This is a genomic window from Enterococcus sp. 12C11_DIV0727, from assembly GCF_002148425.2.
In the GTDB taxonomy this organism is placed as follows: Bacteria; Bacillota; Bacilli; order Lactobacillales; family Enterococcaceae; genus Enterococcus_L; species Enterococcus_L lemimoniae.
In genome coordinates this window covers 1,283,641-1,309,251 of the sequence record NZ_CP147248.1, presented here as the reverse complement: position 1 = coordinate 1,309,251, position 25,611 = coordinate 1,283,641, and the positions used below count along the sequence as shown (strand labels likewise).

Sequence of the window (25,611 nt, the reverse complement as noted above, 5' to 3'; positions counted from 1 at the left end):
ACACAAGATATCTCCTAAAATTTTCTTAAAAACGATCCTCCTTAAAGTATATTAAAAAATATTGTTGTATAGTAGTAAGCAAGAAATACTTTTATAGGAGGATTTTTTTATGAAACATAAACAAAAAAAACTGGCACTTGCGATGACCTTACTTTTAATTTCTACAGGTGTTTATAGTGGAACGACTGCTTTTGCGACACAACAAAGCTCAACTGATAGCACATCAACTAGTGAATCATCAACAGCAACAAGCAGCTCTGAAGAAGCACTTCAAATCAATGCAGTTGCTTTAGGAAATGCTTTAACTCAAGAACAAAAAGACTATACCTTAAAAGCACTTGGTGCAAAGGGCGAAACGCCAACCTATACAACAAATGGATCAGATTTGATGAGTTTTATCCCTGATGGGGGCTTCACACCAGAATGGGCAGTGTATAGTTCTGTTCGGATGGAAACACAGAAAAAAGGGGCTGGAATCTCTGTAGATATTGCTACACCTAAAAATATCACGAAAATCACAGAAGCCCAGTATCAAAATGCAGCATTGACAGCAGGAATCACAGATGCTAAATTAACTGTTGCATCAGCTGTGCCAATCGATGGGTCAGGTGCTTTAGCAGGTGTTTATAAAATCGTTGAAGAATCTGGTGGGATCATCAATCGAGGCCGTGTAGGCGTTGCACAGGACGAAATGGACGTACTCTCTAAGATCACGGAAGAAAATAAAGACAAAGATGGCTATTCCGATGAAGCCTTGAATGCGGCACAAGAACAAGCGAAAAAAGAATTAGCAGCAAAAACGGCTGATGGTAAAAATCTGACGCAAGCAGATATTCAAAAAACAGTTGAAAGTGCTTTGCAAAGTCAAGGGATCAAAGATGTGATGTCATCTGATCAGGTGAAAGAATTAACGACGTTGATGAGCGATATGAAAGACAAAAATATTTTTGAAGATTTTGTAAATCAACTCGATTTGTCTAAAACGAAAGAACAAATTCAAGAGAAATCTAAAGGACTTTGGGAAAATATTAAAGGCTTCTTTAGTGGACTTTGGGATTCGGTTACTGGGAAATAATGTTGCCTTAATATTTTTTATAAAAGATGGATGAGTGAAAACTATTTATTGGTTTACACTCATCTATTTTAATTGTTTTGTAGAAATTAAAGTATTTTAACAGAGCTTTCCAAAACTGTCATTTTCTCTAGTGTGTTCATAGTAAGAACTTGTTTGTTCACTTGTTCAGTAAGTGAATCATAATTATTTTTAAAGAGTTGAAACAATTGGGAACAAGCATAATAATCTTTCACAACCTGTTTCTTATTAATCGGAGTATTCGGATTCGTAAAATACTTCTCCAAAACCGCCAACGGTTCTTGCCATGATTGCAATCGTTCAACCGTATCTCTAAGATCAATAATATCCTGATAAGGAACAGCTTTAATACAAAGTGCAGAATTTTTCATAAGTACGTTCTCCTTTTTATTGTTTAGTTAAGCCACAATCAACAATTGAGAAAAAGAAAAACGATAGAGATTGCCGTCTCTATCGTTGGGATGACTAACAGACTATAGCGTGTTTCTTAGCCCAATTTGAAAGAAATTTCAAAAACTGTCTAGAAATTCTTACAAAAATTAGGTACAATAAAGAAGCTAGTGCTACGGTACTAGTAATCAGGCAACTTGGATAGATAGGTTACGCTGTCTATTCAGGGCTTCATTTACTGGGTGGTACTGGTAGATGAAGTGCCTATTTATTTTGTTCTTTTTCTCAAATTTTATAAGATAGCAATAAAAAAACGACTACAGTTACACCTGCAATCGTTGACAATAGGCATATCAAAAAACAGTTATTTTTACTCGTTTGTACTTGGAAAGAGAAGATTTGCGGTCTTCTAGTAGACAAAAGAATGTAAAAATAAGAATTTGACTTACACTATTGGCGATTTGTTTAAGCAGGTTACGCTGTTTAATCAAAACTTCACTAGTTTGGTTGGTAGCCAGATCAGGAAGCGCCAATTATTTAGTTTTATCGTTAGGAGAAACTACATCTAATTCACTCATTTCGTGCTAAGTGAATGAGTGCTATTTCCCTTGTTAATTATTTCTGTCCTATGGCTATTAGTATACCGAAAAAAACAACTGTTCGCAATAAAAAATCTTACATTTCATGATTAAATAACACCCAAAACCCTCTCTCTTATATATAAGGAAAAATAACAAAATTTTTTTCTAAACCCTCCAACTATAACTCACTTTGGAACCTAATTTCATATCATTTGTTATCTAATGAATCCTAAAAGAAATCCAAGATGTTTAAAAAGTTTTTTTAATTACCTAAAAAGTTATTTATTTTTTTAATTTCTGTTCGTTATAATTGTAATATAATCACAAAAATAAAGGGTGTGTACATATGGCAATTTCAAGTAACATAAGCATTGCAGCAGGAATTTCAGCTTCTTTTAGTCAATCAGCTAGTGCATTAAATAGTATCAGTGCATCAACCGTTTCATCAGGAACCAATGTCTTGGGCAACGCAAATGCAAAACAAGCAATGAATAAATATGAACAGGGATTAAAACTTCTATCTTCTAGCGTTGTTTCTGCTGGAAATAATATTCATTCTGTTGCGAAAGAATTTGAAAAAGTTGATCAGAATATTGCTCAACTAACCAATTTGGGAGGGTTTCGATGAATGATATAGATTACGACCAAAAAAATTACCAGTTCCGCATGCGTATCGAACAATTACAAGAGAATCAACTAGGTATCAAGAAAGAACAACGCCAAGTAGAAGAACAACAAGAAGCTTTTTTCTACTTACAGCGAAAAGAGCAACAAGCGTATGAATTTGTTTTGAATAGTTGTGAAGCCGAAGAACGGGTTTTTTACCAAGACCGAGGAGACGAAAGTCTTTATCTAGCTAAAAAATCGCAACAAGAACTTGAAGAGCAACAAGTTGAGCTAGAAAAAGAATATCGATTGTTGTTAGATCAAGAAGAATCAGTAAGTGAAGAACAAACTTCTTTTTGGAAGCGAAAGGAGGGAGAGTCAAATGGGACTTAATTTTTATATCGGTGAAGTTCAAGCGCAAGCAAATCAAGCTTCTCAGATGAATAATCAAGCAAGTCAAGCCATTGCTTCACTACAAACAAGTATCCAATCATTCTTATCAGCGCCCTTATCCAGTAAAGCATATGATTCGGCTAAAAGCTATTTTATGGTGGCTTACACACCGCTGTGTCAATCTGCTATAATGACAGGTGAAGCGCTGGAAAGCGCGAATAAACGCTTGCTAAGCGACTATCAGAGCATGGTTTGTGGCATTGATACGATTGAAGATGAAATTTTAGAACAAATCGCTCGTTTTGAAGAAGTAAAACGAGATGTTGAACAACAGATGAGCACCGCCAAAACGATGCGCCCAGATTTAGAGCGGCGTTATATCAATGCGTGTGAGACTATTGAAAAACGCCAAGAAAAATTGAGGAAGTTTCATGAATACAATGCGCATTCGGCAACTATTTTTTCTGATTATGAATCATGTGAAGCGGAATTTAGTGCAGGCTTGAATCAAGTTGCCAATTGTAAGGCATGGAATCCAGCGACAGGAACGTTTGATATGACTCGTTTAAATATGAGTTGGGCGAAACCAATCAATGAACGATGGAAAGCTCGAGCAAAAGAGCTGGAAAATCGAGTAAAAGCCAAACGAGATAATTGGGGAAAACAAGTAAAAGCGGACGGCTTGAAATTACAAAGCGAATTGGATAAACGCAAGTATATGCTTGTCGATATTAATGGGACGAAAAGATGGATGTGGGTCATTGATCCAACTCGTATCACGCAAGAAGACTTCCAAGTGAATGAAGCCTATGATTTATGGATCAAAAATCAGATCGAACTTTACGGCAGAGATGCGGTTTTTGGCAAAGAAGAGCCTGATTATTTAACGAAATTAGCGATTGAATTACGAGATGGGAAAAACTATGATACGGGTAAGTCATTAACAGATCTTGAAAAAGCGCAACGTTGGGCAACAGTTGCAAGTATGATTGCGGCGATGGGGATTGCCGGCTATTATGCGAAGCACCCGTTGACTGCAGGGCAGGTTACACCTAAGGGTAAGAAAGCCAGTGGGGCTAATGTTCCAAAACTTTCTACTTTAACTGAGACAGAGCAGTTAAAGTTAGCCAATCAATATAAGCAGACAGCACCTATAGGTATTCCTGACAGCGCAAAAATAAATGCCAAGACAATGAATGCTGGTTATGAACAAATTACTTACAAGTGGAATGATGGTCAATTTAAGTATGAAGTGAGGTGGCATACAAGAACTCCAGGAGCACCTGTAGAACAGGGTAATACATGGGTAGTTCAAAGAACAGTGCCTGGAAATGGAGGGAACAAGCCACAAACTTTCTTTAAAATTGGTGATAATGAGTGGGTGGAAGGATATAAATGGTATGATGCTATAAATGCCAGAAAAGCAGGAAATGCTACTCCAGAACAAATAAAAATTTTAGATAAGGGTCATTGGAAGGAATGAATTAAATGATTGATAATAGGTTTTATGAAGGTTTTGAAGGCGAAGCAGAGCTTTCCTTTGTTGCTAATGATAATAAACTTGTAATTTGGAATGGCTATTTTGAGATTATTTTAGATAACTTATTAGATTGTAATGTAGAAAAAGAGGGGATTGTGAAAGAATACTTTAACCATGAGGGATGGTATGATGATTCCCCATGGTTAATAGAAGATAACTCTCTTGCAGTTAGCCAATTAAAATGTTTTGATATTAATAAAATTGATCAAACTTCAATGAAAGATGATTTAGAGGAAGTAGTTAAAATAATTATTTCATTTTTGGAAAATAATCGTTTGAGTAAAATCTATATTGAATACGAATAATCAAAAAATAAAAAGATACTCTACTGTTTATTTGATGTACAATCAGTTAAACTGAGACTATTTTATCGGCATTAGTGAGAAACTAATCACTAATGCCGTATTTTTATATGGAAATTATCGTATCTAGCAATCTGCTATAATAATAGGAAAAATACTAGAAAATATGAATAAAAACTTGCTTAGTGACTATTAAATGGGCACAAGAAAGAATAACGAAGTAATAAAGATAGGAGAAGGGGAAATGATTCAAGGTGAATACGGATTTAACAATGATATATTAATTAATTGTATGGTTTCAAATGAGGAAAAACATAGCGTTATTCAACATGAAGATACTCACAAGAGAACAATCACTGGATCGACATTAGGTGATCTTATTATGATGCTTGAAAAAAGTAATGTAGTAGATAATTCAAAAAATTGGTTACTAGTTTATTTTGTAAAGAGTATTAAAAAAATGCAAGAGCAGATGGCAACTTATGTTGAAATGCTAACAATTTTAGATTTTCAAGGAAAAGATGCTTATATTGCGGCTGTAAATAATTTAAGAAGTAACAATCGCTTATATTATAAATATTATTATAGTATGTATTCAAAAGTAGGAGATCAATATATTTTTGAATTAAAAAAAGAAGGGAAAATAAAGAAATTAATTGAGCTTATTACTCAGATTGGTATACTTAGCTTGAATATTGACGTTACAAAAATTCCTCTATGGGAACAAATAACTGAGCAGAATATTAACAAACTGTTCAGTGACGAAGAAAAAAGATTCAATTTTAATCCCAATGCTCGATTCAGTAAATTAACAGAGAATATTTTTCTAAAAAAAGATGAAGAGGATTTGGATTCAGAAATAATATTAAGTATTATTAATTCATCAGCAAAATCTCGTTCTTTAGATGATACAAGAAGTATAATTTTAAAAATATATCAAGATTCTCTCGTGCTTGACAGAATTATAAAAAGAGTTGAAGGGATAGAATTAAAAGTATATACAGATATTATCTATAATAATTTAGATGTTTTATCTGCATACCCGATGTTAGAAAAGAATAGTAAGGATAATAAAACTACTCCAGAATTGGAAAGCATAAAAGAGCTAAAAAATAAAATAAATCAAAATCCTCAGAAAAATTTTTTGATGTTTTATCACTTACTTGGTGGATTTGAAGAGTTTATGTTTTGCTCTAATATGTCGATCCAATTGAATCAAGGATATTTATTGTCAAGGTATTCTGATTTAGAAGAAGGAAAGGACCTCATAGCACAGACCTCATTACCTATTGTTTTCTGTCAAACAAAACTAATAAAAATGTTATACAATCAATGAGATTTTAAAAAAAATAGAATTTATGTTTTTATGGAAAATTCAATAATAAATACGGTAGATTTTATAGAGGAATATTTTGAGACTTCAAAATTCTATATAATAAAAACAAAAAAATATGGAATTTTTACTTTCAATAATAATAAAATAACTCTGATTCAACTAGTAGATAAAAGCGCAATTAATAAAGTTAAATATGTCCTAAACGAATTAGGATATTCTGAATCAAAAAGCTATATTAGCAATCATGATGAAATAAAAGGGCTAACTAAAAAAATATTTACCACAGGAATGTCTATTAGATAAACTATATAGCTAAGTAAAACAATGATTTTTTTATAAAAAATTTAAACGGAGTTATTTATATTTTATCTGAAATTATCGCAGAGATCCTATCATGATTCATTTATTGATGGAGCAAAAACTGATGTAAGGAATTATTTTTAAATGTAATTGTAAAGAAAAAATCTGATTTATTCGACTTCTTCTCACCTAAAATGTTTACATTTATCTAGTGATAGTGTACTATTTAAAGGTATGCATAACATAAATTCATGTATAAAATTAAGTTATTCGGAGGGAAACAAATGTCTGCGAAATTTGAAAAAAAAGGCACCAATGATGGTGTGTTAACTTTTTCAGTTGATCAAACTCTAATTGAAAAAGGCTTGAAACAAGCATTCGATAAAGTCAAAAAAAATCTTAACGTACCTGGATTCCGTAAAGGGAAAGTGTCACGTCAAGTATTCAACCGTATGTACGGCGAAGAAGCATTGTATGAAGATGCTTTGAACGCAGTATTACCAGAAGTATACGAAGCAGCTGTGAAAGAAGCTGGAATCGATCCTGTTTCTCAACCTAAAATTGATGTTGAAAGCATGAACAAAGGTGAAGATTGGGTCGTAACTGCTGAAGTGACTGTAAAACCTGAAGTAAAATTAGGCGAATACAAAAACTTAACAGTTGACAAACAAGACCGTGAAGTGACAGATGAAGACGTAGATGCACGCATCCAACGTGAATTAGAAGCACAAGCTGAACTAGTAATCAAAGAAGACGAAGCAGCTGTTGAAGGCGACACTGTCGTGATCGACTTTGAAGGATTTAAAGACGGCGAAGCTTTTGAAGGCGGAAAAGGCGAAAACTATTCTCTTGAATTAGGTTCAAACTCTTTCATCCCAGGTTTTGAAGAACAATTAGTTGGCAAAAAAGCTGGCGAAGATGTTGAAGTAAAAGTAACTTTCCCAGAAGATTACCAAGCAGAAGATTTAGCTGGTAAAGAAGCTGTTTTCCAAGTGAAAGTTCACGAAGTGAAAGCAAAAGAATTACCAACATTAGATGATGAATTTGCGAAAGACGTTGATGATTCAGTAGAATCATTAGACGAATTAAAAGAAAAATATCGTAACGAATTAACAGAATCTAAAGAAGCTGCTGCAACAGAAGCAAAAGACGAAGCTGCAATCCGTCAAGCTGTTGATAATGCTGAAATCGTTGATCTTCCACATGTAATGGTACATGACGAAGTTCACCGTTCAATGGATGAATTCTTAAACAACATGCAACGTCAAGGAATCGCTCCAGATATGTACTATCAATTAACTGGAACAACAGAAGCTGACTTGCACAAACAATTTGAAGCAGAAGCAGAAGTTCGCACGAAAACAAACCTTGTAATCGAAGCGATCGCTAAAGCAGAAGATATCGAAGTATCTCAAGAAGATATGGATAAAGAAATCAATGAATTAGCAGAACAATACAACATGCCGATTGATCAAGTGAAAAAAGTCTTAACAGAAGACATGTTAAAACACGACATCCGCATGAAACGTGCAGTAGAAGTGATTACTGAAACTGCAACTGAAAAATAAAAAGTAATTTTAAAAGACATTCCTGAGTAATTGGGAATGTCTTTTTTACTATATTTAGAAAAGAATACTTATGTTAAAATCAAATAGTATTTATTGTTTTATCAAGCCATTCAATCAGGTTTTGGTAAACTTGAAGCCCTTCAGGTTTTGTGATATCGCCATCAAAATCATGAGGTAAATGTTCAATTTCCTCATAAGTAACATTAACTAACTTAGTGCGGGCAATACGCGATGTTTCCACAGGGACATCTTGATCAGCTGAGCTGTGAGCTAGAAATGCAGGTGGAAGTTTAGCAAGCTCTGTATCTGTTAAACTAAAGGTCTCTTTTTCACTAGGAGAGTTCACAAGATAACTTAGCCAATTACCAAATTGTCGACCAGACAAATAAAGTGAAAAACGTTCATTAATAGAAACTTCTGTGATTGGTTTAGGATATATTAGTGCTTGTGCAGTTAAAGGAGCAATCTTAGGAAACTGATTATAATAGCTACTTGGCTGACTGAAAGCTGAATTTGTTAAATCATAATAACCATAAAAACTAATCAAACCTTTTTGTTCTGGTTGCGGATAACGAGCAGATAATAAATAAGTAAGAAAAGCACCAGCAGACCGTCCAAATAAGAAATAAGTCGAATCTTTCAACCCTAACGTTGTTTGATAATTTTGCAAGAACCAATCAATAGCTTCTTTTAAACAAGTAACAATAGTAGGAAGCTTGACCTCAGGGGCTAATGGATAGTCAACAGTCAACAAGTTGTAACCACTCTCAACTAAAAGCTCGCAGTAAATTTCTGGCAAATCATCTCTAGTGCCATATAAAAGTCCACCACCATGAAAGTAGAGGAGTGTGGCTTTAGCTGAAGAGTCATTTGGGTTTGAGTAAAAGGTCATAGATAAATCTAAATCTTCGAGTGTGCTGTAAAGAAATGTTTGTTTTCTCATTAATGGTCCTCCTAAATTAAAAGCGTAGCGGGCTCGTCCAGCTCTGACAGGAAAATAGAAAAAATCGATTGTGGTGCTTTTCGCCACAAACTATTTTTATCTTTTTCCCGAAGAGTTAGCTCGCGTAGCTAGATAACAATAAAAGCGTAGTAGGCTCGTCCAACTCTGACAGGAAAATAGAAAAAATGATCGAGATGTTTTTTACACCATCTGCATTTTATCATTTTTCAGAGTAATCAGCCTATAAATTTAAATAATTTCACTAACTTATTTCTATTTTAACCCAAATAGCCTCAGTCTTTATGTTTAATGCGCACAAAGATAGTAGTTAATTTGTGAAATGTGGATAGTGTATGAAAACGGGCAACCGCTTACAATGATTATGATAATAAAAGAGGGAGATGTATCAAATGGATTTAAAAAAAGTTTTACAAGAAAATATCGATCACTTATCTAGTATTGGCAATGACCCAACCGGTGGGATGACACGTTTATTGTATTCTGATTCTTGGTTGGAAGCGCAAAAATCTGTAAAAGAAAAATTAGAAGCAATTGGTATGACCGCTTCATTTGATGAGATCGGTAACCTCTTTGGTAGAGTAGAAGGAACGGAACATCCAGAAGAAACCATCTTATCAGGTTCTCATATCGATACGGTTGTGAATGGTGGGAACTTAGATGGTCAATTTGGGGTCATTGCAGCGTATGTTGCGATCCAATATTTATTAGAAACACACGGCAAACCAAAACGTTCATTAGAAGTTATTTCAATGGCCGAAGAAGAAGGTAGCCGTTTCCCTACAGTATTCTGGGGTAGTAAAAACTTTGTTGGTGAAGCGAAGAAAGAAGATGTTCTTGAAATCGCTGACTTTGAAGGATTGAAATTTGTCGAAGAAATGCGACGCCATGGCTTTGACTTTAGAGACGAAAGTAAAGCAGCTAGAGATGACATCAAAGCATTTGTAGAAATCCATATCGAGCAAGGGACTGTGCTTGAAAAAGAGCAATTGCAAATCGGTGTGGTCAATAATATTGCAGGACAAAGACGTTATACAATTGTATTGAAAGGCGAAGCAAACCATGCTGGAACAACTCCAATGGGCTACCGTAAGGATGCGGTTTACGGATTTGCTAAAATTTGTTCGCAAGCAATCGATCGTGCGTTAGAAGTAGGCGATCCACTAGTATTAACGTTTGGTAAAGTTGAACCTAAACCAAATACAGTAAACGTTGTTCCAGGAGAAGTGCTATTTACAATGGATTGCCGTCATACAGACAGCGGTGAGTTACATGCATTTACAAAAGAAATCGAGCAATTGATGAGAGATATCGCAGCAGAACATGGCTTAGAAATCGATATCGATTTATGGATGGATGAAGCGCCAGTTCCAATGAATGAAGAAATCGTAACAGCGATCGAAACAGCGGCTAAAGCTGAAAATATGAAATACAAAGTAATGCATAGTGGAGCAGGTCATGATTCTCAAATCATTGCACCAAACTTCCCAACAGCAATGATTTTTGTCCCAAGTATTAATGGTATTAGCCATAATCCAGCAGAAGCAACAGATATTGATGATTTAGTGAATGGGGTGAAAGTACTAGCTAGCACATTATATGAATTAGCTTATAAATAAAAGAAAGTAGGAGAAATAAAAATGGGTTATAAAAATAATCAAACAGGCTATCTTGATGGTTTATTATCATCTAGAGCTGTAATCAAAAAAAATAATTACGCTTTAATCCCGCACGATGGGTTAGTAAATAATGTAATTCCAGGTTTTGAAAACTGTGATTGTTCCATTTTAGGGTCAAAACAATTAGGTGCAAATTTTGTCGATTATATCATTACTATGCATAAAGAGGGTAAAAATCAACGTGGTTTTGGTGGTGAAGGTGTTGAAACGATCGTTTATGTGATTGATGGGGTTTTAAGCGTAAATGACGGTACTGAAACACACAAATTAACAAAAGGTGGCTATGCTTATTTACCAGCTAGTACATTGATGTATTTAGAAAATGGTCAAGAAACTGATACGGAAATATTCTTATACAAAAAACGTTATCAACCATTAGAAGGATATGAAGCTCACAAAGTAATTGGTAATGTAAATGATATGGAACCAATCGAATATGAAGGTATGAAAGATGTTCTTTTATGGGACTTTTTACCTAAGGATTTAGGTTTTGATATGAACTTCCACATTCTTTCATTTGAACCAGGAGCAAGTCATGGTTATATCGAAACACACTATCAAGAACATGGAGCTTACTTACTTTCTGGACAAGGAATGTATAACTTAGATAACGAATGGATGCCTGTTGAAAAAGGGGATTACATTTTTATGAGTTCATATGTCCAACAAGCAGCATATGCTGTCGGACGTGACGAGCCGTTAATGTATGTTTACTCAAAAGATTGCAACCGTGATCCAGAAATTTAATTTAGATGAAGAGGAAGTTTAAGAATGAATGAAACTGTTGTAGTGAAACCAGAAGAATTGCATGATTTGATCGAAAAAAAATTAACGACAGCTGGTTTAAAGCCAGAACATGCAGATGAAGTGGCGACACATTTGGTATTTGCAGATGCGTGCGGTATCCACTCACATGGAGCCGTTAGGGTAGAATATTATGCAGAGCAAATCGATAAAGGCGGCGTGACGCTTGATCCAGTAATTGAATTTGAGGAAACTGGGCCAAGTTCTGGGATTGTTCACGGTAAGAACGGTGCGGGCCAATTTGTTGCAGATGTTGGTCTTGGTTATGCTATTGATATGGCAAAAAAATCAGGAGTAGCGGCTGTTGGAATCTCTAAAATCAGCCATAGCGGAGCGTTATCTTATTATGTGAAAAAAGCTGCACAACAAGATTTGATTGCAATCGCAATGTGCCAATCAGATCCGATGGTGGTACCATTTGGCGGAAAAGAAAATTATTTTGGGACGAATCCAATTGCCTTTGCAGCACCTAGAAAAGATCATGAGCCAGTTGTATTTGATATGGCAACTACTGTTCAAGCGTGGGGTAAAGTCTTAGATGCACGTTCTAAAAATAAAGAGATTCCGAACACTTGGGCTGTTGATAAAGACGGTAAACCAACAACGGATCCTCATAAAGTTAACGGACTATTACCGATTGCTGGACCAAAAGGCTATGGTTTGATGATGATGGTGGATATTTTATCTGGCATGTTGTTAGGCTTGCCATTTGGTAAACACGTTTCTTCAATGTATGACGATATCAGCAAAGGACGTAATGTTGGTCAAATGTATATTCTGATCGATCCAAAACGTTTCACTGACTTAGAGATGTTTAAAGAATCTGTGAACGGTATGGTGGAAGAATTACATGAAATTCCAGCAGCAGACGGATTTGAGCAAGTCTATTATCCTGGTGAAATCAATCAAATCAACTATGAAAAATCAATGGTTGAGGGTATTGATATCGTAAAAGATATTTATGATTATTTAAAGAGCGATACACTTCACTATGATCGCTATGAAAATACAAATGCTTTTGGTGAAAAAAAATAGAATTGTTTTGGAATTAAGATATAGTATAAAAAATGTTGTTGGTTTGTACAAGTATTAGCGAAGCGGAACGTTGTTACCGTATGTTATCTAGCTACGCGGGCTAGCTCTTCGGAAAAAAGATAAAATATGTCTGTGACCAAAAGTGTCACAAACTTATTTTCCTATTTTTCTGTCAGAGCTGAACGAGCCCGCTTCACTTTAAAATAAGGAGGCGTTTTAAATAAGAGTAAAAAAAGCGGATTTACATCAACTAATCAAAAATAAAATACAAAAAGCTGGTTTGTCAGAGGAACATGCAGGAATCGTAAGTGATGTTTTGACATTTGCAGATGCACGGGGAATTCATTCTCACGGTGCGATGCGCGTGGAATATTATTCGGAACGAATTGCCAAAGGTGGTATCACCAACGATCCTACTTTTTCTTTTAAACAAACAGCTCCAAGTTGTGGTATGTTTGAAGGCGATAATGGTTCTGGTTTTGTTGCAGCAAAAAAAGCTATGGATCTCGCAATCGAAATGGCGAAGAAAAATGGTGTAGCTGTTGTTGGAGTCCGCAATATCTCTCATAGTGGAGCGCTTGCTTATTATGTGGAAAGAGCTGCAGAACAAGATATGGTAGCCCTCTCTGTTTGCCAATCTGATCCAATGGTTGTACCATTTGGAGGAAGTGAACCTTACTTTGGGACGAATCCAATTGCCTTTGCTGCACCTAGTAATGACGATCGTGTGATTACATTTGATATGGCAACAACCGTTCAAGCATGGGGGAAAATCCTACATGCTCGTTCCAAAAAAGAAGCTATACCAGATTCTTGGGCAGTAGATGCCAAAGGGAACCCGACAACCGATTCTACAGCAGTCAATGCATTGTTGCCGATTGCTGGACCTAAGGGCTATGGTTTGATGATGATGGTCGATATCTTATCTGGTATTTTGCTAGGCGTGCCATTTGGCAAACACGTTTCTTCCATGTATCATGATTTATCTAAAGGCCGCGAATTAGGTCAGCTTCACATTGTGATCAATCCAGATTTCTTCATTGGTTTAGACGTCTTTAAAAAGAATATTTCAACAATGTTGGATGAATTAAAAGAAATCAGTCCAAGTCCTGGTTTTACAGAAGTGAACTATCCCGGGGAACGAGGACGTGCCCGTGAAAAAAATTATGAAGAAAATGGAATTGAAATCGTAGATGATATTTACGAATATTTGATCAGCGATGATATTCATTATGATCGTTATGATCACAAAAATAAGTTTGCGGAATAAATTTTACAAAGCAAAATATCTAGCTTTGCGGGCTAGTCTCTCGGAAAAAAAGATGAAAATTGAATGTGACAAAATACATCACTGTCAATTTCCCCTATTTTTCAGTCGAGACATGGCGAGCCCACTACACTTTTAAATAAATGGAGGAATTTCAATGCTGCACACAATTATTAAAGCAAATAGCTATCAAGATTCAATCGTCTTGATGTTATTAACCAACAAATTAAATACAATCGATGGCGTTCATAATGTTTCTGTTATGATGGGAACACCTGCTAACAAAGATATTTTCAAAACGGGTGGTTTATACACCGATGAATTAGAAAAAGCTTCTTCCAATGACATGGTAATCGTGTTAGACATTGAAGATGATTCATTGATCAATCAAGTTTTAAAGGAAATCGATGTATTTTTAGAGGAACAGACAAAAGGTGGCGGCGACACATCAGGTGAAGAAGTCGTAAAAACGTGGGATAAAGCCTTTGAGCTTGGTAAAGATACTGGCGTAGTTGTTTTCTCTATTCCTGGTACCCATGCAGCACTTGAAATTGAAAAAGCTTTAGATGAAGGCAAACATGTCTTCTGTTTTAGCGATAATGTTGCGATTGAAGATGAAAAACGCTTAAAAGAAAAAGCACATGATGCAGGTTTGCTATTAATGGGACCAGACTGCGGAACGGGCATTATCAATGGGATTCCTGTGGCATTCACAAATGCTGTTCGTAAAGGTAAAATCGGCGTTGTTGGAGCTTCCGGTACAGGTATTCAAGAAGTAACAACGATCATCCACAAATTAGGTGGCGGTGTAACGAACGCGATTGGAACTGGCGGACGTGATTTAAAAGCTGAAATTGGCGGAATCACTTTAAAAGATAGTATCATGACATTAGAAAAAGACCCTAACACAGAAGTGGTTGTTGTAATCTCAAAACCACCTGCACCAGAAGTTCGTGATGAAGTCTTAAATCTTTTAAGAAGCATCTCAAAACCAGCTGTAACGATTTTCCTAGGCGAAAAACCAACGTCTCATGAAGAAAATCTATATCGTGCTTATACTTTAGAAGAAGCAGCTCAAACGGCTGTTCAATTATTGAATAAAGAAAATGTTAAAGCTGTGAAAGAAACATTAACAGTTCCTGCTCATTCTTTCAAACCTGAACAAAAATATGTTAAAGGCTTATACTCCGGCGGAACTCTTGCTTATGAAGCGGCAATGCTGATTAAAGAAGGTCTTGCTTTGACAGGTGACGAACATGCACCAGAAGGCTTTATCTTAAAAAATCAGGGACATGAGATCATTGACTTAGGAGATGACGTTTATACGCAAGGTAAACCTCATCCAATGATTGATCCATCAAAACGTAAAGAAATGTTAGAAGAAGCTGGAAAAGATCCTGAAACAGCGATTATTTTACTAGATGTCGTATTAGGTTACGGTTCTCATGCTAATATGGCACAAGAATTAGCACCAACCATCAAAGAAATCAAAGCAAATGCAAAAGCTGAAGGCAGAGAATTATTTGTGATCAGTACGATTGTAGGAACGGACGAAGATCCTCAAAATATTCATGAGCAAGAAACAATAATGAAAGATGCTGGCGTAATTCTTTGTGACAGTAATGCACAAGCAGTTCGTTTAGCTTTAGCGATCCTAGATCATCCATTAGCTCAAACGGATAAAGCAATCGAAGCAGCACCAGCAGTAACGCCAGTTGCGATTGAGCCAACAGAAGCAATGTTAGCGTTGTTGACAAATCAAGGCTTTATCAACGTTGGTTTACGTAGTTTCTCAGAGGCCATCATCAATCATGGTGGTAAAGTCGTTCAGTATGACTGGCAACCAGTTGCAGGTGGAAATATCACCTTGCAAAAAGCACTACAGTTTTTAAATAAAGTAGAATTAGGTAAATAAGAAGGGATGACAAACATGGTATACAAAACAATCGATGAAGCAAACCAAGCAGTAGCAGCAAAAATCGTTGCTGGTTCACCTTTCTTATTAGATGTAGTTCCAGCAAAATCAGTAATCCAAGAATTAAATGAAGGGAAAGTCCTACTTCATGCAGGACCTCCAATCACTTACGATAAAATGGTTGACCCAATTCAAGGCGCTTGTGTCGGAGCAGCATTATTTGAAGAATGGTGTGAAACCGAAGAAGAAGCTAGAAAAATGCTAGAATCTGGTGAAGTAAGATTAATTCCATGTCATCATGTGAATGCGGTTGGACCAATGGGCGGAATTACTTCTGCTAACATGGCAGTTTTAGTTGTTGAAAATAAAACAGATGGCAATCGTGCTTTTTGTACAATGAACGAAGGAATCGGTGCGGTATTACGTTTTGGTGCTTATTCTGATGAAGTAATCACTCGTTTAAGATGGATGAGAGACACGTTGGCACCGGTTTTAAGTGCAGCTTTAAAAACAAAAGAAGACGGCTTGAACATCAATGTGTTGGTTGCTAAAGCAATTGCTATGGGGGATGAATTTCACCAACGTAATATTGCAGCATCATTAGCATTTTTGAAAGAAATGGCACCGATCATTGTTGGGTTGACTGAAATCGATCAAACAAAACGTGAAGAAGTGGTTCAATTTTTAGCAGACACGGATCAATTTTTCTTAAATATTATGATGGCTTCAGCGAAAGCCGTTATGGATGGGGCAAGACAAATACAAGAAGGTACGATCGTTACAGCTATGTGTAGAAATGGACATGAATTTGGAATCCGTATTGCAGGTATGGGTGACGAATGGTTTACCGGTCCTGTTAACACGCCTCAAGGGTTATATTTCTCTGGCTTCAGTGAAGCAGATGCAGCACCAGATATGGGTGACAGTGCGATTACAGAGACATTTGGTGTTGGGGGTATGGCAATGATCGCAGCACCTGCTGTAACACGTTTTGTGGGTTCAGGTGGCTTCTATGATGCATTGAATACCAGTAATGAAATGACAGAGATTTGTATTGATACAAATCCAAACTTCCCAGTTCCGACATGGGACTTTAAAGGAATTTGTCTTGGAATTGACGCTAGAAAAGTTGTTGAAACAGGAATTCTTCCAGTTATCAATACAGGAATTGCGAATAAAAAAGCTGGTTTAGGTCAGATTGGTGCAGGAACAGTAACACCGCCAATCGATTGTTTTGAAAAAGCTGTTTTAGCTTATGCAAAAAAATTAGGTTTTACAGAATAAAAGGTGAAGACATTGTTTGTTAATGCTCGTTTTATCGATGAAAATCTGTTAACCAATGACATTGGGGTACAAAAATGGCACGTTCACAGCAAATATAAAAGTAGTTTCAATCTTCAAGATGAGAGGAAACAACAGTTAGTGGTCATCACGACCACTAACTATCCTTTTATGCCGAATGGAATTTATTTAGATGCAACTGATTTTACCAATTTACTAGAAACGGTTGAGATCAATGAACAGATAATCTGGCAGCAAAATAGTCTCCATTTTTCTAACGAACATCTATTTCTGATGCATGGGAAACCCTACTCGTCTAAAATAGAGCGAACTGAAGAAGTGTTGACAATTAGTTTAGAAAAACTGCTTTCATATACAAATACAGTAGCAAAAGAAACTGGCAGTCAAAACACATTGGCTAATTTTGTAAAAGTTGGAAATCTATTTAGTGAAGCCATTCAGTATTTATGTTTAGAAGAGCAATCACAGCAAGAATCAGGTCTTGATTTTCTTATAGGTAGAGGTCCAGGGTTGACACCATCTGGTGATGATATGGTCGTCGGTCATCTAGCTGCAAGAATTCTATTAAAAGAAGAAAATTCCACATTAATAAATTTACTTACTGAACTGTTAACAGAACAGTTTCTAACAACAGATATCAGCAAGCATTATTTGTTGTGCGCATTATCAGGCCGTTTTAGTGAGCCGGTACGGAATTTAGTAACGGCATTAACAACAAATAGTAATGAAGAAGAAATAGCACATGCCGCAGAAGCTATCATGAGCGTAGGTCACACATCAGGTGTTGATTTACTGGCCGGCTTAATTACTACAATCAAATTTTATAGGAGCAAATGAAGGAGGATTTTTATGGCAAATCGTGTCGTAATCGCATTGGGAGGCAATGCAATTTTAAAGCCAAACCAAGAAGCAACACTTGAGGTACAACTAGATAATGTTAAGGTAAGTGCTGAATTGGTTGCAAAGATAGAAGAAATCGATTATGAAATCGTTTTAACACATGGTAACGGTCCACAAGTTGGGAATATTTTAAGACAAAATGAAGAAGCCAAAGACGTGGTTCCACCATTTCCTTTAGATGTTTGTAATGCAGAGTCACAAGGTTTTATTGGTTATATGTTAGAGCAAAGTTTGAAAAATTCGTTGGAAACAAAAGGTTTGACGAGCAATGTGATTACATTATTAACTCAAACTGAAGTGTCAGCGGATGATGAAGCATTTCAAAATCCAAACAAGCCGATCGGAATTTTTTATTCAGAAGAAGAAGCTAAACAAATGGAGCAAGAGAAAAATTGGGTGATGATGGAAGATGCTGGTCGTGGTTACCGTCGTGTCGTACCTTCACCACAACCAAAAGCTATCCATGGTGTAGATGCAATCGTTAATTTACTAAATCGCAACACGATTGTTATTGCAGGCGGCGGCGGGGGGATTCCTGTTGTTCGTGATCAAGATGGCTTGTTAAAAGGAATCGAAGCTGTTATCGATAAAGATCGTACGGGTAAAAAATTAGCTGAGCAAATCGATGCCAATGTCTTTATGATGTTGACAGACGTAAGTAATGTCTACATCAATTATGGCAAAGAGAATCAAGAAAAATTAGAAACGATTTCTGTAAAACAAGCGCAACAATATATGGATGAAGGTCATTTTGCAGATGGAAGTATGGGACCAAAAATGGAAGCTGCAATTGGTTTTGCTGCACAAGGTAAAACTGCCATCATCTGTTCTTTAGAAGAAGCTGACCAAGCTTTACTAGGGAGAGCTGGCACAAGAATCACAGGCTAGATAAAATCAAAATAGAAGTTGAAAGAGGAATGGATAAACGCTTCTGTCCTAGCCTCCTCATTCAACTTCTATTTTTTTATTGATGTTGATTAGATCGTTCGGATAACTCTAAAGCCAAACGTAAATTCAAACTATTATTTGGGTCTTGAATGCTTTTTCCAAGTAACTTTGCACAATGATCGATTCTATATTTAATCGTATTACGGTGTAAATACATCTCTTTAGCAGTTTTTGAAATTTCACATTGAAAACTTAAATAGCACTGTAATGTTTTTCGAAGCTCAATGAAAGAGTCTTCAATTGGATACGCAAGCTCTTTTAAAGTTGTTTCACAGAAATAATGAATATCTTCAAGACTCATTTTCTCAAATAAACTCTTCATCCCTTTAGGATGGTAACGATGAGTTAGTGAGCCATCTGTCATCGTCAGCATTTCTTCATAAGCTGTTTTAGCCTCAATAAAAGAACTAGCGATTTGCTCGATTGTTTCATACAGATTACCTAAAGCAAAGGTCAAAGTGATTGGTAGCTTTTCAGAGAGCGCCAGCGATAGTTCAGTTAAGATTTTTTCTAGATCTTCTACTCTGCTTTGAATTAAAATCGCTAAGTGATTTGTATTTTTCACTTTAAAAATACTGACATGTTTGATCCTTGGTGGTAATGTTTCTTGTAGCCATTGAAAGGCGACATCACTTTCTTCTTGTTGGTATTTGATCTTTGTAGCAGTAGCAGTAGTTTGACTACATGCAGAATAAACAACCTGATACTGTGTACTTTTCTTTAATCCATAATTGGTACCAAGATCGAGCCAATCACGTCTGGACTGATGAGGTGTTTGTTGGTATTCAACGAGTTGACCTAAAAAATCACTCTTAAGAAAATCTAGTGATTCCTGAACTTTTTGATTCTTATACAACATAAAAGACAAGACTAAACAGGCCTGTTCAACTGCAAACTCCGACATTGGATAAGGAACTTGCTGTGGATTTAAAATTAGTAAGTGATGTGGAAAATAGCTATTCCCTGTAACTGAAAATCCGACAATCTGCAATGGTTCTTGATTTAGATCCTTGATCATAAAGGAGGTATGACTATCTTCATTCCAGTTGTCATATTTACTAACGAGTTGTTCAACATAATATTCAGCAGGCTTTGACGTCTGAGTAAAATGTTTTGAATGAGCGATCACTTTACGATAAGGACTTAATAAAATCACAGGTGTATTGATCATTTTACCAAAATCTGCGATAAAACGAGCAATACTTACATCATGAATCAACAAATCAGAAAAGCGCTTTTGAATATCTAACGCATAACTTAGCTGCTCTGTTTTAGTATCCCACAAGTAGTTTAGCAATTGGTGCAACAAAGCCCCTAAAGGCTGATTGCTAGGTACTTGAACAACAGGGAAATTGATCTCATTAGCATAATCGATAATAGCAGGATCAATTGTTTCAATAAAACGTCCAACCTTGATACCGATCCCAGCTGCTTCTTGTTCTTTTAAAGAATCAATCAGAGTAAAAAGCTCTTTTTGATTATTTTTGTAAACCATCGCAGTCGTTAAAAGAAAAATTTTCTTCGGAATAAAATTGGCCACATCAGGTGTCTCAGAAATTTCAATACTTTCAACGATGGTATTGGCATTTGTAGGGTTAGTTAATATTTTTAGATCGGAAAATCTTGGTATTTTTAACAAATCTTCTAAAGTGGTCAATGGATTCCCTCCTAATATTAAAAGCGAAGCGGGCTCGTTTTGCTCCGACAGAAAAATAGGAAAATATGAAAGTGGCGCTCTTTGCCACAATCAGATTTTATCTTTTTTTCGAGGAGTAAGCCCGCGTAGCTAGATAAATTTAAAAGCATAATGGGCTCGTTCAGCACCGACAGAAAAATAGGAAAATATGAGGGTGGCGCTTTTTGCCACAATCAGATTTTATCTTTTTTCCGAGAAGTAAGCCCGCGTAGCTAGATAAATTTAAAAGCATAAAGGGCTCGTTTTGCTCCGACAGAAAAATAGGAAAATATGAGGGTGGCGTTCTTTGCCACAATCAGATTTTATCTTTTTTCCGAGGAGCAAGCCTGCGTAGCTAGATAAATTTAAAAGTATAATGGGCTCGTTCAACACCGACAGAAAAATAGGAAAATATGAGGGTGGCGTTCTTTGCCACAATCAGATTTTATCTTTTTTCCGAGGAGCAAGCCTGCGTAGCTAGATAAATTTAAAAGTATAATGGGCTCGTTCAACACCGACAGAAAAATAGGAAAATATGAGGGTGGCGCTTTTTGCCACAATCAGATTTTATCTTTTTTCCGAGAGGCAAGCCCATGTAGCTAGATAACATTTAAAGCTGAAAGAGTTCGTTCAGTCTTGACAGGAAAATAGGAAAAAATACCTGAGATGCTTTTTACCTCATCTATTTTTTTATCTTTTTCCCAAAAGGCTAGCTCTTGAAGCTAGATAATAAATTATTGTAATATGTATCCTAATCAAGTTACACCAATCATTTCAGTGTGATGCTTGGGCGTAAAAATAATCAAGATTACTAATTTAGATAGCTGTATTTCTCATCATATCTCCTATTCTAAATGATAGCGTATGCAGATTCAAGAAGGGTTTGTACATAATAACCGAATATTCATATTTTTTATTCAAAAGTGACAATGACTTTTTCAGATATAAGGGTAGGATGAAACTAAAACGGAAAAGAGGGAATCGTTATGTTTTCAGAAATATCAGTACCAAGTAGAACTATTATGACGCCAGGACCTGTTGAGGCTCATCCTGTAGCATTGAGAGCAATGTCTGCTTCAATTTTAGGTCAATTTGATCCAGCCTTTTTACAAATTATGGATGAAGTAAAAGAAATGATCAAAATTCCTTTCGGGACAAAAAATAAACAAGCTTTTGCTGTCGATGGAACATCTCGTTCTGGCTTAGAAGCTGCTTTGATTGCCTTGATTGAACCTGGTGATAAAGTTTTGATTCCAGTCTATGGTCGTTTTGCTTATCTTTTGGGAGAAATCTGTGAGCGTGCACAAGCTGAAATTCATTATCTTGAAAAAGAATGGGATGCGCCATTTGAACAAGAAACAGTCATTGAGGAAATCAAAAAATTTCAACCAAAAATCGTTGCTATGGTCCATGGTGAAACTGCTAATGGACAAATGCAAGCAATGAAAAAAATTGGGCAACATTGTCAAGCTAACGATATTTTCTTCGTTGTAGATATGGTTGCAACATATGGTGGTGTGCCACTTGAAGTCGATGCTTGGGGCGTAGATATCGCGATTGCAGGAACACAAAAATGTGTGAGTGTACCATCAGGTTTATCATTGATTACTTATAATGACCGAGTAGAAAAAGTGTTAACAAGTCGTTATCAAAAAGAATTGGGTTTAAGTAAAGATATCCGTAACGCAAATCACATCAGCAGTAATTATCTTGATTTAAGCCAGTTACAGCGTTATTGGAGTGAAGAGCGAATCAATCATCATACAGAAGCTACAAGCATGATCTACGGTCTGCATGAGGGCTTACGCATGATGATCAAAGAAGGTATGGACAATGTTTATGCTCGCCATGCTCAAAATGATCAAGCGATCGTTGCTGGGATAAAAGCAATGGGCTTAGGTTTTTATGGAGATCTATCAACTAAGATGCCAACTGTTACGCCAATTATGATTCCAGATGGAATTGATGGCGAACAAGTCCGAGCATTAATGTTAGACGAATTTGGCGTAGAAATTGCCTCTTCTTTTGGTGCGCTTCAAGGAAAAGTCTGGCGTATTGGCAATATGGGTTACAGTAGTAGAAAATCAAATGTACTGCATGTATTATCAGCTTTGGAAGGTGCACTTAATTATTATGGTGCCCAAATCAACAAAGGTGAAGCTGTCAAAGCGGCATTAAATATCTATAAAAAATAGAATTGATGTTAAATTGTTTGTGTGAAAGAACAAGTGATTGTTCGCTTTGCACAAACTTTTTGACAAGTTTGTGAAAAATAATGATGCGTGAAAGTTTGCTACCGCTTACAATTATTAGTGAATAAGAAGTTATTCTTTTATAAGTTTGAAGTGAAATTGCACAAACATTTTTATTATCAGACATATAAAAAATAACATATGGAGGAAAAGACATGGATGCAAAAAGTAAGGGTTCAGGAATGGATTATTGGAAAAAAATTGTTATTTTGTTATGTGCTGGTTGGGTAACGATCTGGGTTTATCGTTCAGCTTTATCACCTGCATATCCGCAGATTAATGCATCATTAGGCGGAAATATCACGGATACAGCGTTAGGCTTTATCTCTACTTGTTACTTTTTTGGATATGTAGCAATGCAGATTCCAGCAGGTTTTTTAGTAGATAAAATTGGGAAGAAAAAAGTATTGATTCCAGGTTTTATTGTTTTTGGATTAGCCGCTTTATTGATTTCTCAAGCAACAAGTATTTCAATGATTTATATCGGAAGTGTTTTAGCTGGTTTAGGTTGTGGATCATTTTATGGTTCGGCGTATTCTCTAACATCTCAAAATATTCCTAAAGAAAAAAGAAGTTTCTCTACTGCTATCGTGAATAGTGGATCAGCCGTTGGTTCAGGTTTAGGGTTGATTTTATCAAGTTTCTTAGTTGTTCAGTTACAATTCCCATGGCAAACAATGATGTATATTTCGGTAGCATTGATTGTTGTAATGTTAATCGCATTTGTAGCAATTATTCGTAATAATAAAGAAGATGCTGAATTTTTAGCACAATCAGAAGTTGCAGAAGCAGAAGCAGAAGCGGCAGCTGTTGCGAAAGACGCTCCAGTTGTAGAAAAAGAACATGTATCAGTTAAAAAATTATTTGCACCAAAAATGTTATTCGCTTATATTTTATACTTTGCAACATGTTACGGCTATTATATGACAGTTACTTGGTTACCAAACTTCTTGGGTACTGAAAGAGGGTTTGAAGGTGCAGCAATTGGTTTCTCTGCATCATTGGTTGCATTTGCTTCAATTCCAGGAGCGTTGTTCTTTAGTCGTTTAGCAGATAAATATATGCATAAAAAAGTTCAATTTATCGTGATTTTAGAACTTCTAGCTGCAGCAATGTTATTGTTTACAGTTCAAGCAACTAATTCAACATTTTTATTGATTAGCTTGATCATGTATGGATTTTTAGGAAAACTTGCAGTGGAGCCAATCATTATTTCATGGCTTGGCGAAAATGCGCCTAAAGTTGGAATTGGTACAACACTTGGTGTATTCAACTTCTTCGGAATGATGTCTTCAGTTATCGCTCCAACATTAACAGGATCGATTTCAGATGCTACTGGTTCAAAAGTAATGGGCTTTTATATTTCAGTTATTCTATTAGTGGTTGGAACCATTTTATTCTTGTTAGCGAATCTTAACAAAAAACAAAAAGCTTAATAAAGGCTAGATTTCTAATAACTTGTGATTATATAAATCATCCAATGATATCTTAAAAGTGAGGAAACCAGTCATGAAAAAAATTCGTAACATGAGTATGACCAATCAGGTAATGTTAGCCACTATATTAGGCGTCCTAGTGGGAATCATTTTCCAAGATAAAGTTGAATCATTTAAAGTCATAGGAGATTTATTCTTACGACTGATTCAGATGTCTGTAGTCGTATTGATTATGGGGGCAGTCATCGAAGCAGTCGGAAGTTTAGAAGCAAAAGAACTTGGAAAAATCGGCTTAAAAGTTTTTGTATGGTTTATGGGTTCAACTATTTTAGCTGCTATTATCGGTGTTGTGTTTGGTTTATTGATTCAACCGGGTAAAGGGTTAGAAACTTCTGGCATTGAAATGGGGGCGATAAGTGCCAGCACAGAGAGTTTACAAGAAATCATCATTGATTTTATCCCTAAAAATATTATTGAAGCTATGGCACAAGCCAATATGATCCAAGTTATCATCTTTTCGTTATTATTTGGTTTAGCGTTAAGCTTGATCAAAGACAAAGATAAAAACTCGATTTTACTAGATGTTGTGTCAGCGTTTAATAACGTGATCTTGAAAATGGTAACATTGATCATGAAACTTGCACCAATCGGTATATTTTGCCTAATTGCTCCTGTTATAGGGACTATCGGTACAGGTGTCTTACTAACATTAATGAAATTTTTACTAACACTTGCAATCAGCGCCTTACTATTTTTAGTCGTTTGGTTATTGATAACTGCTTTGTACTGTAAAGTAAGTGTAAAAAAACTAGCTCAAAATATGTGGAGAATGTCCATTGTTGCATTTACTACGACTTCTTCAGCTATTACGTTACCGATTCAGATAGAAGATGGCCGTGATAAATTGGGCATCAGCGATCGGATTTCAAAATTGGTGATGCCACTGGGAATGACTTTAAACAGTAATGGCTTAGCAATGTTTTTATCGCTAGCAATCGTAACATTTGCCCAGTTTTACAATATTCAGATGGGTGTTGGCGAGTTGGTCAAAGCCGTTTTGTTATCAACATTAGCTTGTTTAGGGACAGTTGTTGTGCCTGGCGGTGGTTTAGTAGCACTTGCGACAGTTATGCCTATGCTGGGTTTACCAACAGAAAGTATTGCATTATTGGCGGGAATCGATTGGTTTTCTGGGATGTTCAGAACCTTACTGAATGTTGATGCAGATACAACCGTAGCATTAATAGTTGCAGCTGATGAAAAAGAGTTAAATTATGATGTGTTTAATTCATAAATATTAATAATAATGGAATAAACCCTTGAAAATT

Annotated in this window: 22 protein-coding genes; 19 read left to right on the top strand and 3 right to left on the bottom strand. The window is 35.9% G+C overall.

Going from position 1 to position 25,611, the window contains the following annotated elements; translation table 11 throughout:
• Positions 1–109 precede the first annotated feature (109 nt).
• On the top strand, positions 110–1,075 hold the full coding sequence (locus A5866_RS06260; RefSeq protein ID WP_086444058.1) for a DUF1002 domain-containing protein: 966 nt from the start codon (positions 110–112) through the stop codon (positions 1,073–1,075).
• An 86-nt stretch (positions 1,076–1,161) separates the two neighbouring features.
• Here A5866_RS06260 and A5866_RS06255 read toward each other — a convergent pair whose 3' ends face one another.
• On the bottom strand, positions 1,162–1,464 hold the full coding sequence (locus A5866_RS06255; RefSeq protein ID WP_086444059.1) for a hypothetical protein: 303 nt from the start codon (positions 1,462–1,464) through the stop codon (positions 1,162–1,164).
• A gap of 946 nt (positions 1,465–2,410) precedes the next feature.
• Between A5866_RS06255 and A5866_RS06250 the strand changes: the two genes are divergently transcribed.
• The 7 genes from A5866_RS06250 to tig all read left to right on the top strand — a co-directional run bounded on the left by A5866_RS06250 (position 2,411) and on the right by tig (position 8,109).
• The gene (locus A5866_RS06250) at positions 2,411–2,692 is read left to right on the top strand and encodes a TIGR04197 family type VII secretion effector (protein ID WP_086444060.1); all 282 of its coding nucleotides are present in this window, start codon (positions 2,411–2,413) and stop codon (positions 2,690–2,692) included.
• Positions 2,689–3,063, top strand: a complete 375-nt coding sequence (locus A5866_RS06245; RefSeq protein WP_086444061.1) for a hypothetical protein — start codon at positions 2,689–2,691, stop codon at positions 3,061–3,063. Before A5866_RS06250 ends, A5866_RS06245 begins: the two co-directional genes overlap by 4 nt.
• Positions 3,053–4,546, top strand: a complete 1,494-nt coding sequence (locus A5866_RS06240; protein WP_086444062.1) for a T7SS effector LXG polymorphic toxin — start codon at positions 3,053–3,055, stop codon at positions 4,544–4,546. Before A5866_RS06245 ends, A5866_RS06240 begins: the two co-directional genes overlap by 11 nt.
• A 5-nt stretch (positions 4,547–4,551) precedes the next feature.
• Positions 4,552–4,908, top strand: coding sequence for a hypothetical protein (locus A5866_RS06235; protein WP_086444063.1), 357 nt, complete (start codon positions 4,552–4,554; stop codon positions 4,906–4,908).
• Between the two features lie 241 nt (positions 4,909–5,149).
• A complete protein-coding gene (locus A5866_RS06230) occupies positions 5,150–6,241 on the top strand; it encodes a hypothetical protein (protein WP_339099753.1) in 1,092 nt (363 codons plus the stop codon).
• 30 nt (positions 6,242–6,271) lie between these two features.
• Complete coding sequence (locus A5866_RS06225) at positions 6,272–6,544, top strand: hypothetical protein (RefSeq protein ID WP_086444065.1); 273 nt, start codon at positions 6,272–6,274, stop codon at positions 6,542–6,544.
• Positions 6,545–6,825: 281 nt separating this feature from the next.
• On the top strand, positions 6,826–8,109 hold the full coding sequence (gene tig / locus A5866_RS06220) for a trigger factor (RefSeq protein ID WP_086444066.1): 1,284 nt from the start codon (positions 6,826–6,828) through the stop codon (positions 8,107–8,109).
• Between the two features lie 79 nt (positions 8,110–8,188).
• Here tig and A5866_RS06215 read toward each other — a convergent pair whose 3' ends face one another.
• A complete protein-coding gene (locus tag A5866_RS06215; protein WP_086444067.1) occupies positions 8,189–9,052 on the bottom strand; it encodes an alpha/beta hydrolase in 864 nt (287 codons plus the stop codon).
• A gap of 410 nt (positions 9,053–9,462) precedes the next feature.
• Between A5866_RS06215 and allC the strand changes: the two genes are divergently transcribed.
• From allC to arcC, 8 genes are all read left to right on the top strand, one after another.
• Positions 9,463–10,689 carry an allantoate deiminase gene (gene allC, locus A5866_RS06210; RefSeq protein ID WP_086278821.1) on the top strand — a complete coding sequence of 409 codons (1,227 nt, stop codon included), beginning with the start codon at positions 9,463–9,465 and terminating at the stop codon, positions 10,687–10,689.
• 21 nt (positions 10,690–10,710) lie between these two features.
• On the top strand, positions 10,711–11,496 hold the full coding sequence (gene allE, locus A5866_RS06205; RefSeq protein WP_086444068.1) for a (S)-ureidoglycine aminohydrolase: 786 nt from the start codon (positions 10,711–10,713) through the stop codon (positions 11,494–11,496).
• A 24-nt stretch (positions 11,497–11,520) separates the two neighbouring features.
• On the top strand, positions 11,521–12,588 hold the full coding sequence (allD, locus tag A5866_RS06200) for an ureidoglycolate dehydrogenase (RefSeq protein ID WP_086278823.1): 1,068 nt from the start codon (positions 11,521–11,523) through the stop codon (positions 12,586–12,588).
• A gap of 220 nt (positions 12,589–12,808) precedes the next feature.
• Positions 12,809–13,858, top strand: coding sequence for an ureidoglycolate dehydrogenase (allD, locus tag A5866_RS06195; protein ID WP_086444069.1), 1,050 nt, complete (start codon positions 12,809–12,811; stop codon positions 13,856–13,858).
• Positions 13,859–14,012: 154 nt separating this feature from the next.
• Entirely contained in the window at positions 14,013–15,770 is a 1,758-nt protein-coding gene (gene fdrA / locus A5866_RS06190; protein WP_086444070.1) for an acyl-CoA synthetase FdrA, read from the top strand.
• A 15-nt stretch (positions 15,771–15,785) separates the two neighbouring features.
• Positions 15,786–17,054: a DUF1116 domain-containing protein gene (locus tag A5866_RS06185; protein ID WP_086278826.1), complete on the top strand. Its 1,269-nt coding sequence runs from the start codon at positions 15,786–15,788 to the stop codon at positions 17,052–17,054.
• Positions 17,055–17,057: 3 nt separating this feature from the next.
• A complete protein-coding gene (locus tag A5866_RS06180) occupies positions 17,058–17,909 on the top strand; it encodes a DUF2877 domain-containing protein (RefSeq protein WP_254907531.1) in 852 nt (283 codons plus the stop codon).
• Positions 17,910–17,921: 12 nt separating this feature from the next.
• A complete protein-coding gene (arcC, locus tag A5866_RS06175; RefSeq protein ID WP_086278828.1) occupies positions 17,922–18,860 on the top strand; it encodes a carbamate kinase in 939 nt (312 codons plus the stop codon).
• 76 nt (positions 18,861–18,936) lie between these two features.
• On the opposite strand, the gene A5866_RS06170 is transcribed toward arcC, so the two are convergent.
• On the bottom strand, positions 18,937–20,577 hold the full coding sequence (locus A5866_RS06170) for a PucR family transcriptional regulator (RefSeq protein ID WP_086278829.1): 1,641 nt from the start codon (positions 20,575–20,577) through the stop codon (positions 18,937–18,939).
• Positions 20,578–21,581: 1,004 nt separating this feature from the next.
• Here A5866_RS06170 and A5866_RS06165 point away from each other — a divergent pair.
• The 3 genes from A5866_RS06165 to A5866_RS06155 all read left to right on the top strand — a co-directional run bounded on the left by A5866_RS06165 (position 21,582) and on the right by A5866_RS06155 (position 25,577).
• Positions 21,582–22,790 carry a pyridoxal-phosphate-dependent aminotransferase family protein gene (locus A5866_RS06165; protein ID WP_086278830.1) on the top strand — a complete coding sequence of 403 codons (1,209 nt, stop codon included), beginning with the start codon at positions 21,582–21,584 and terminating at the stop codon, positions 22,788–22,790.
• A 212-nt stretch (positions 22,791–23,002) separates the two neighbouring features.
• Positions 23,003–24,283 carry an MFS transporter gene (locus A5866_RS06160; RefSeq protein ID WP_086278831.1) on the top strand — a complete coding sequence of 427 codons (1,281 nt, stop codon included), beginning with the start codon at positions 23,003–23,005 and terminating at the stop codon, positions 24,281–24,283.
• Between the two features lie 73 nt (positions 24,284–24,356).
• Positions 24,357–25,577: a dicarboxylate/amino acid:cation symporter gene (locus A5866_RS06155; protein ID WP_086444072.1), complete on the top strand. Its 1,221-nt coding sequence runs from the start codon at positions 24,357–24,359 to the stop codon at positions 25,575–25,577.
• Positions 25,578–25,611: the final 34 nt, after the last annotated feature.

Coding starts and splice junctions, on each gene's coding strand:
- A5866_RS06260 (WP_086444058.1), top strand. CDS start 110: ATGAAACATAAACAAAAAAAACTGGCACTTGCGATGACCTTACTTTTA.
- A5866_RS06255 (WP_086444059.1), bottom strand. CDS start 1,464: ATGAAAAATTCTGCACTTTGTATTAAAGCTGTTCCTTATCAGGATATT.
- A5866_RS06250 (WP_086444060.1), top strand. CDS start 2,411: ATGGCAATTTCAAGTAACATAAGCATTGCAGCAGGAATTTCAGCTTCT.
- A5866_RS06245 (WP_086444061.1), top strand. CDS start 2,689: ATGAATGATATAGATTACGACCAAAAAAATTACCAGTTCCGCATGCGT.
- A5866_RS06240 (WP_086444062.1), top strand. CDS start 3,053: ATGGGACTTAATTTTTATATCGGTGAAGTTCAAGCGCAAGCAAATCAA.
- A5866_RS06235 (WP_086444063.1), top strand. CDS start 4,552: ATGATTGATAATAGGTTTTATGAAGGTTTTGAAGGCGAAGCAGAGCTT.
- A5866_RS06230 (WP_339099753.1), top strand. CDS start 5,150: ATGATTCAAGGTGAATACGGATTTAACAATGATATATTAATTAATTGT.
- A5866_RS06225 (WP_086444065.1), top strand. CDS start 6,272: ATGGAAAATTCAATAATAAATACGGTAGATTTTATAGAGGAATATTTT.
- tig (WP_086444066.1), top strand. CDS start 6,826: ATGTCTGCGAAATTTGAAAAAAAAGGCACCAATGATGGTGTGTTAACT.
- A5866_RS06215 (WP_086444067.1), bottom strand. CDS start 9,052: ATGAGAAAACAAACATTTCTTTACAGCACACTCGAAGATTTAGATTTA.
- allC (WP_086278821.1), top strand. CDS start 9,463: ATGGATTTAAAAAAAGTTTTACAAGAAAATATCGATCACTTATCTAGT.
- allE (WP_086444068.1), top strand. CDS start 10,711: ATGGGTTATAAAAATAATCAAACAGGCTATCTTGATGGTTTATTATCA.
- allD (WP_086278823.1), top strand. CDS start 11,521: ATGAATGAAACTGTTGTAGTGAAACCAGAAGAATTGCATGATTTGATC.
- fdrA (WP_086444070.1), top strand. CDS start 14,013: ATGCTGCACACAATTATTAAAGCAAATAGCTATCAAGATTCAATCGTC.
- A5866_RS06185 (WP_086278826.1), top strand. CDS start 15,786: ATGGTATACAAAACAATCGATGAAGCAAACCAAGCAGTAGCAGCAAAA.
- arcC (WP_086278828.1), top strand. CDS start 17,922: ATGGCAAATCGTGTCGTAATCGCATTGGGAGGCAATGCAATTTTAAAG.
- A5866_RS06165 (WP_086278830.1), top strand. CDS start 21,582: ATGTTTTCAGAAATATCAGTACCAAGTAGAACTATTATGACGCCAGGA.
- A5866_RS06160 (WP_086278831.1), top strand. CDS start 23,003: ATGGATGCAAAAAGTAAGGGTTCAGGAATGGATTATTGGAAAAAAATT.
- A5866_RS06155 (WP_086444072.1), top strand. CDS start 24,357: ATGAAAAAAATTCGTAACATGAGTATGACCAATCAGGTAATGTTAGCC.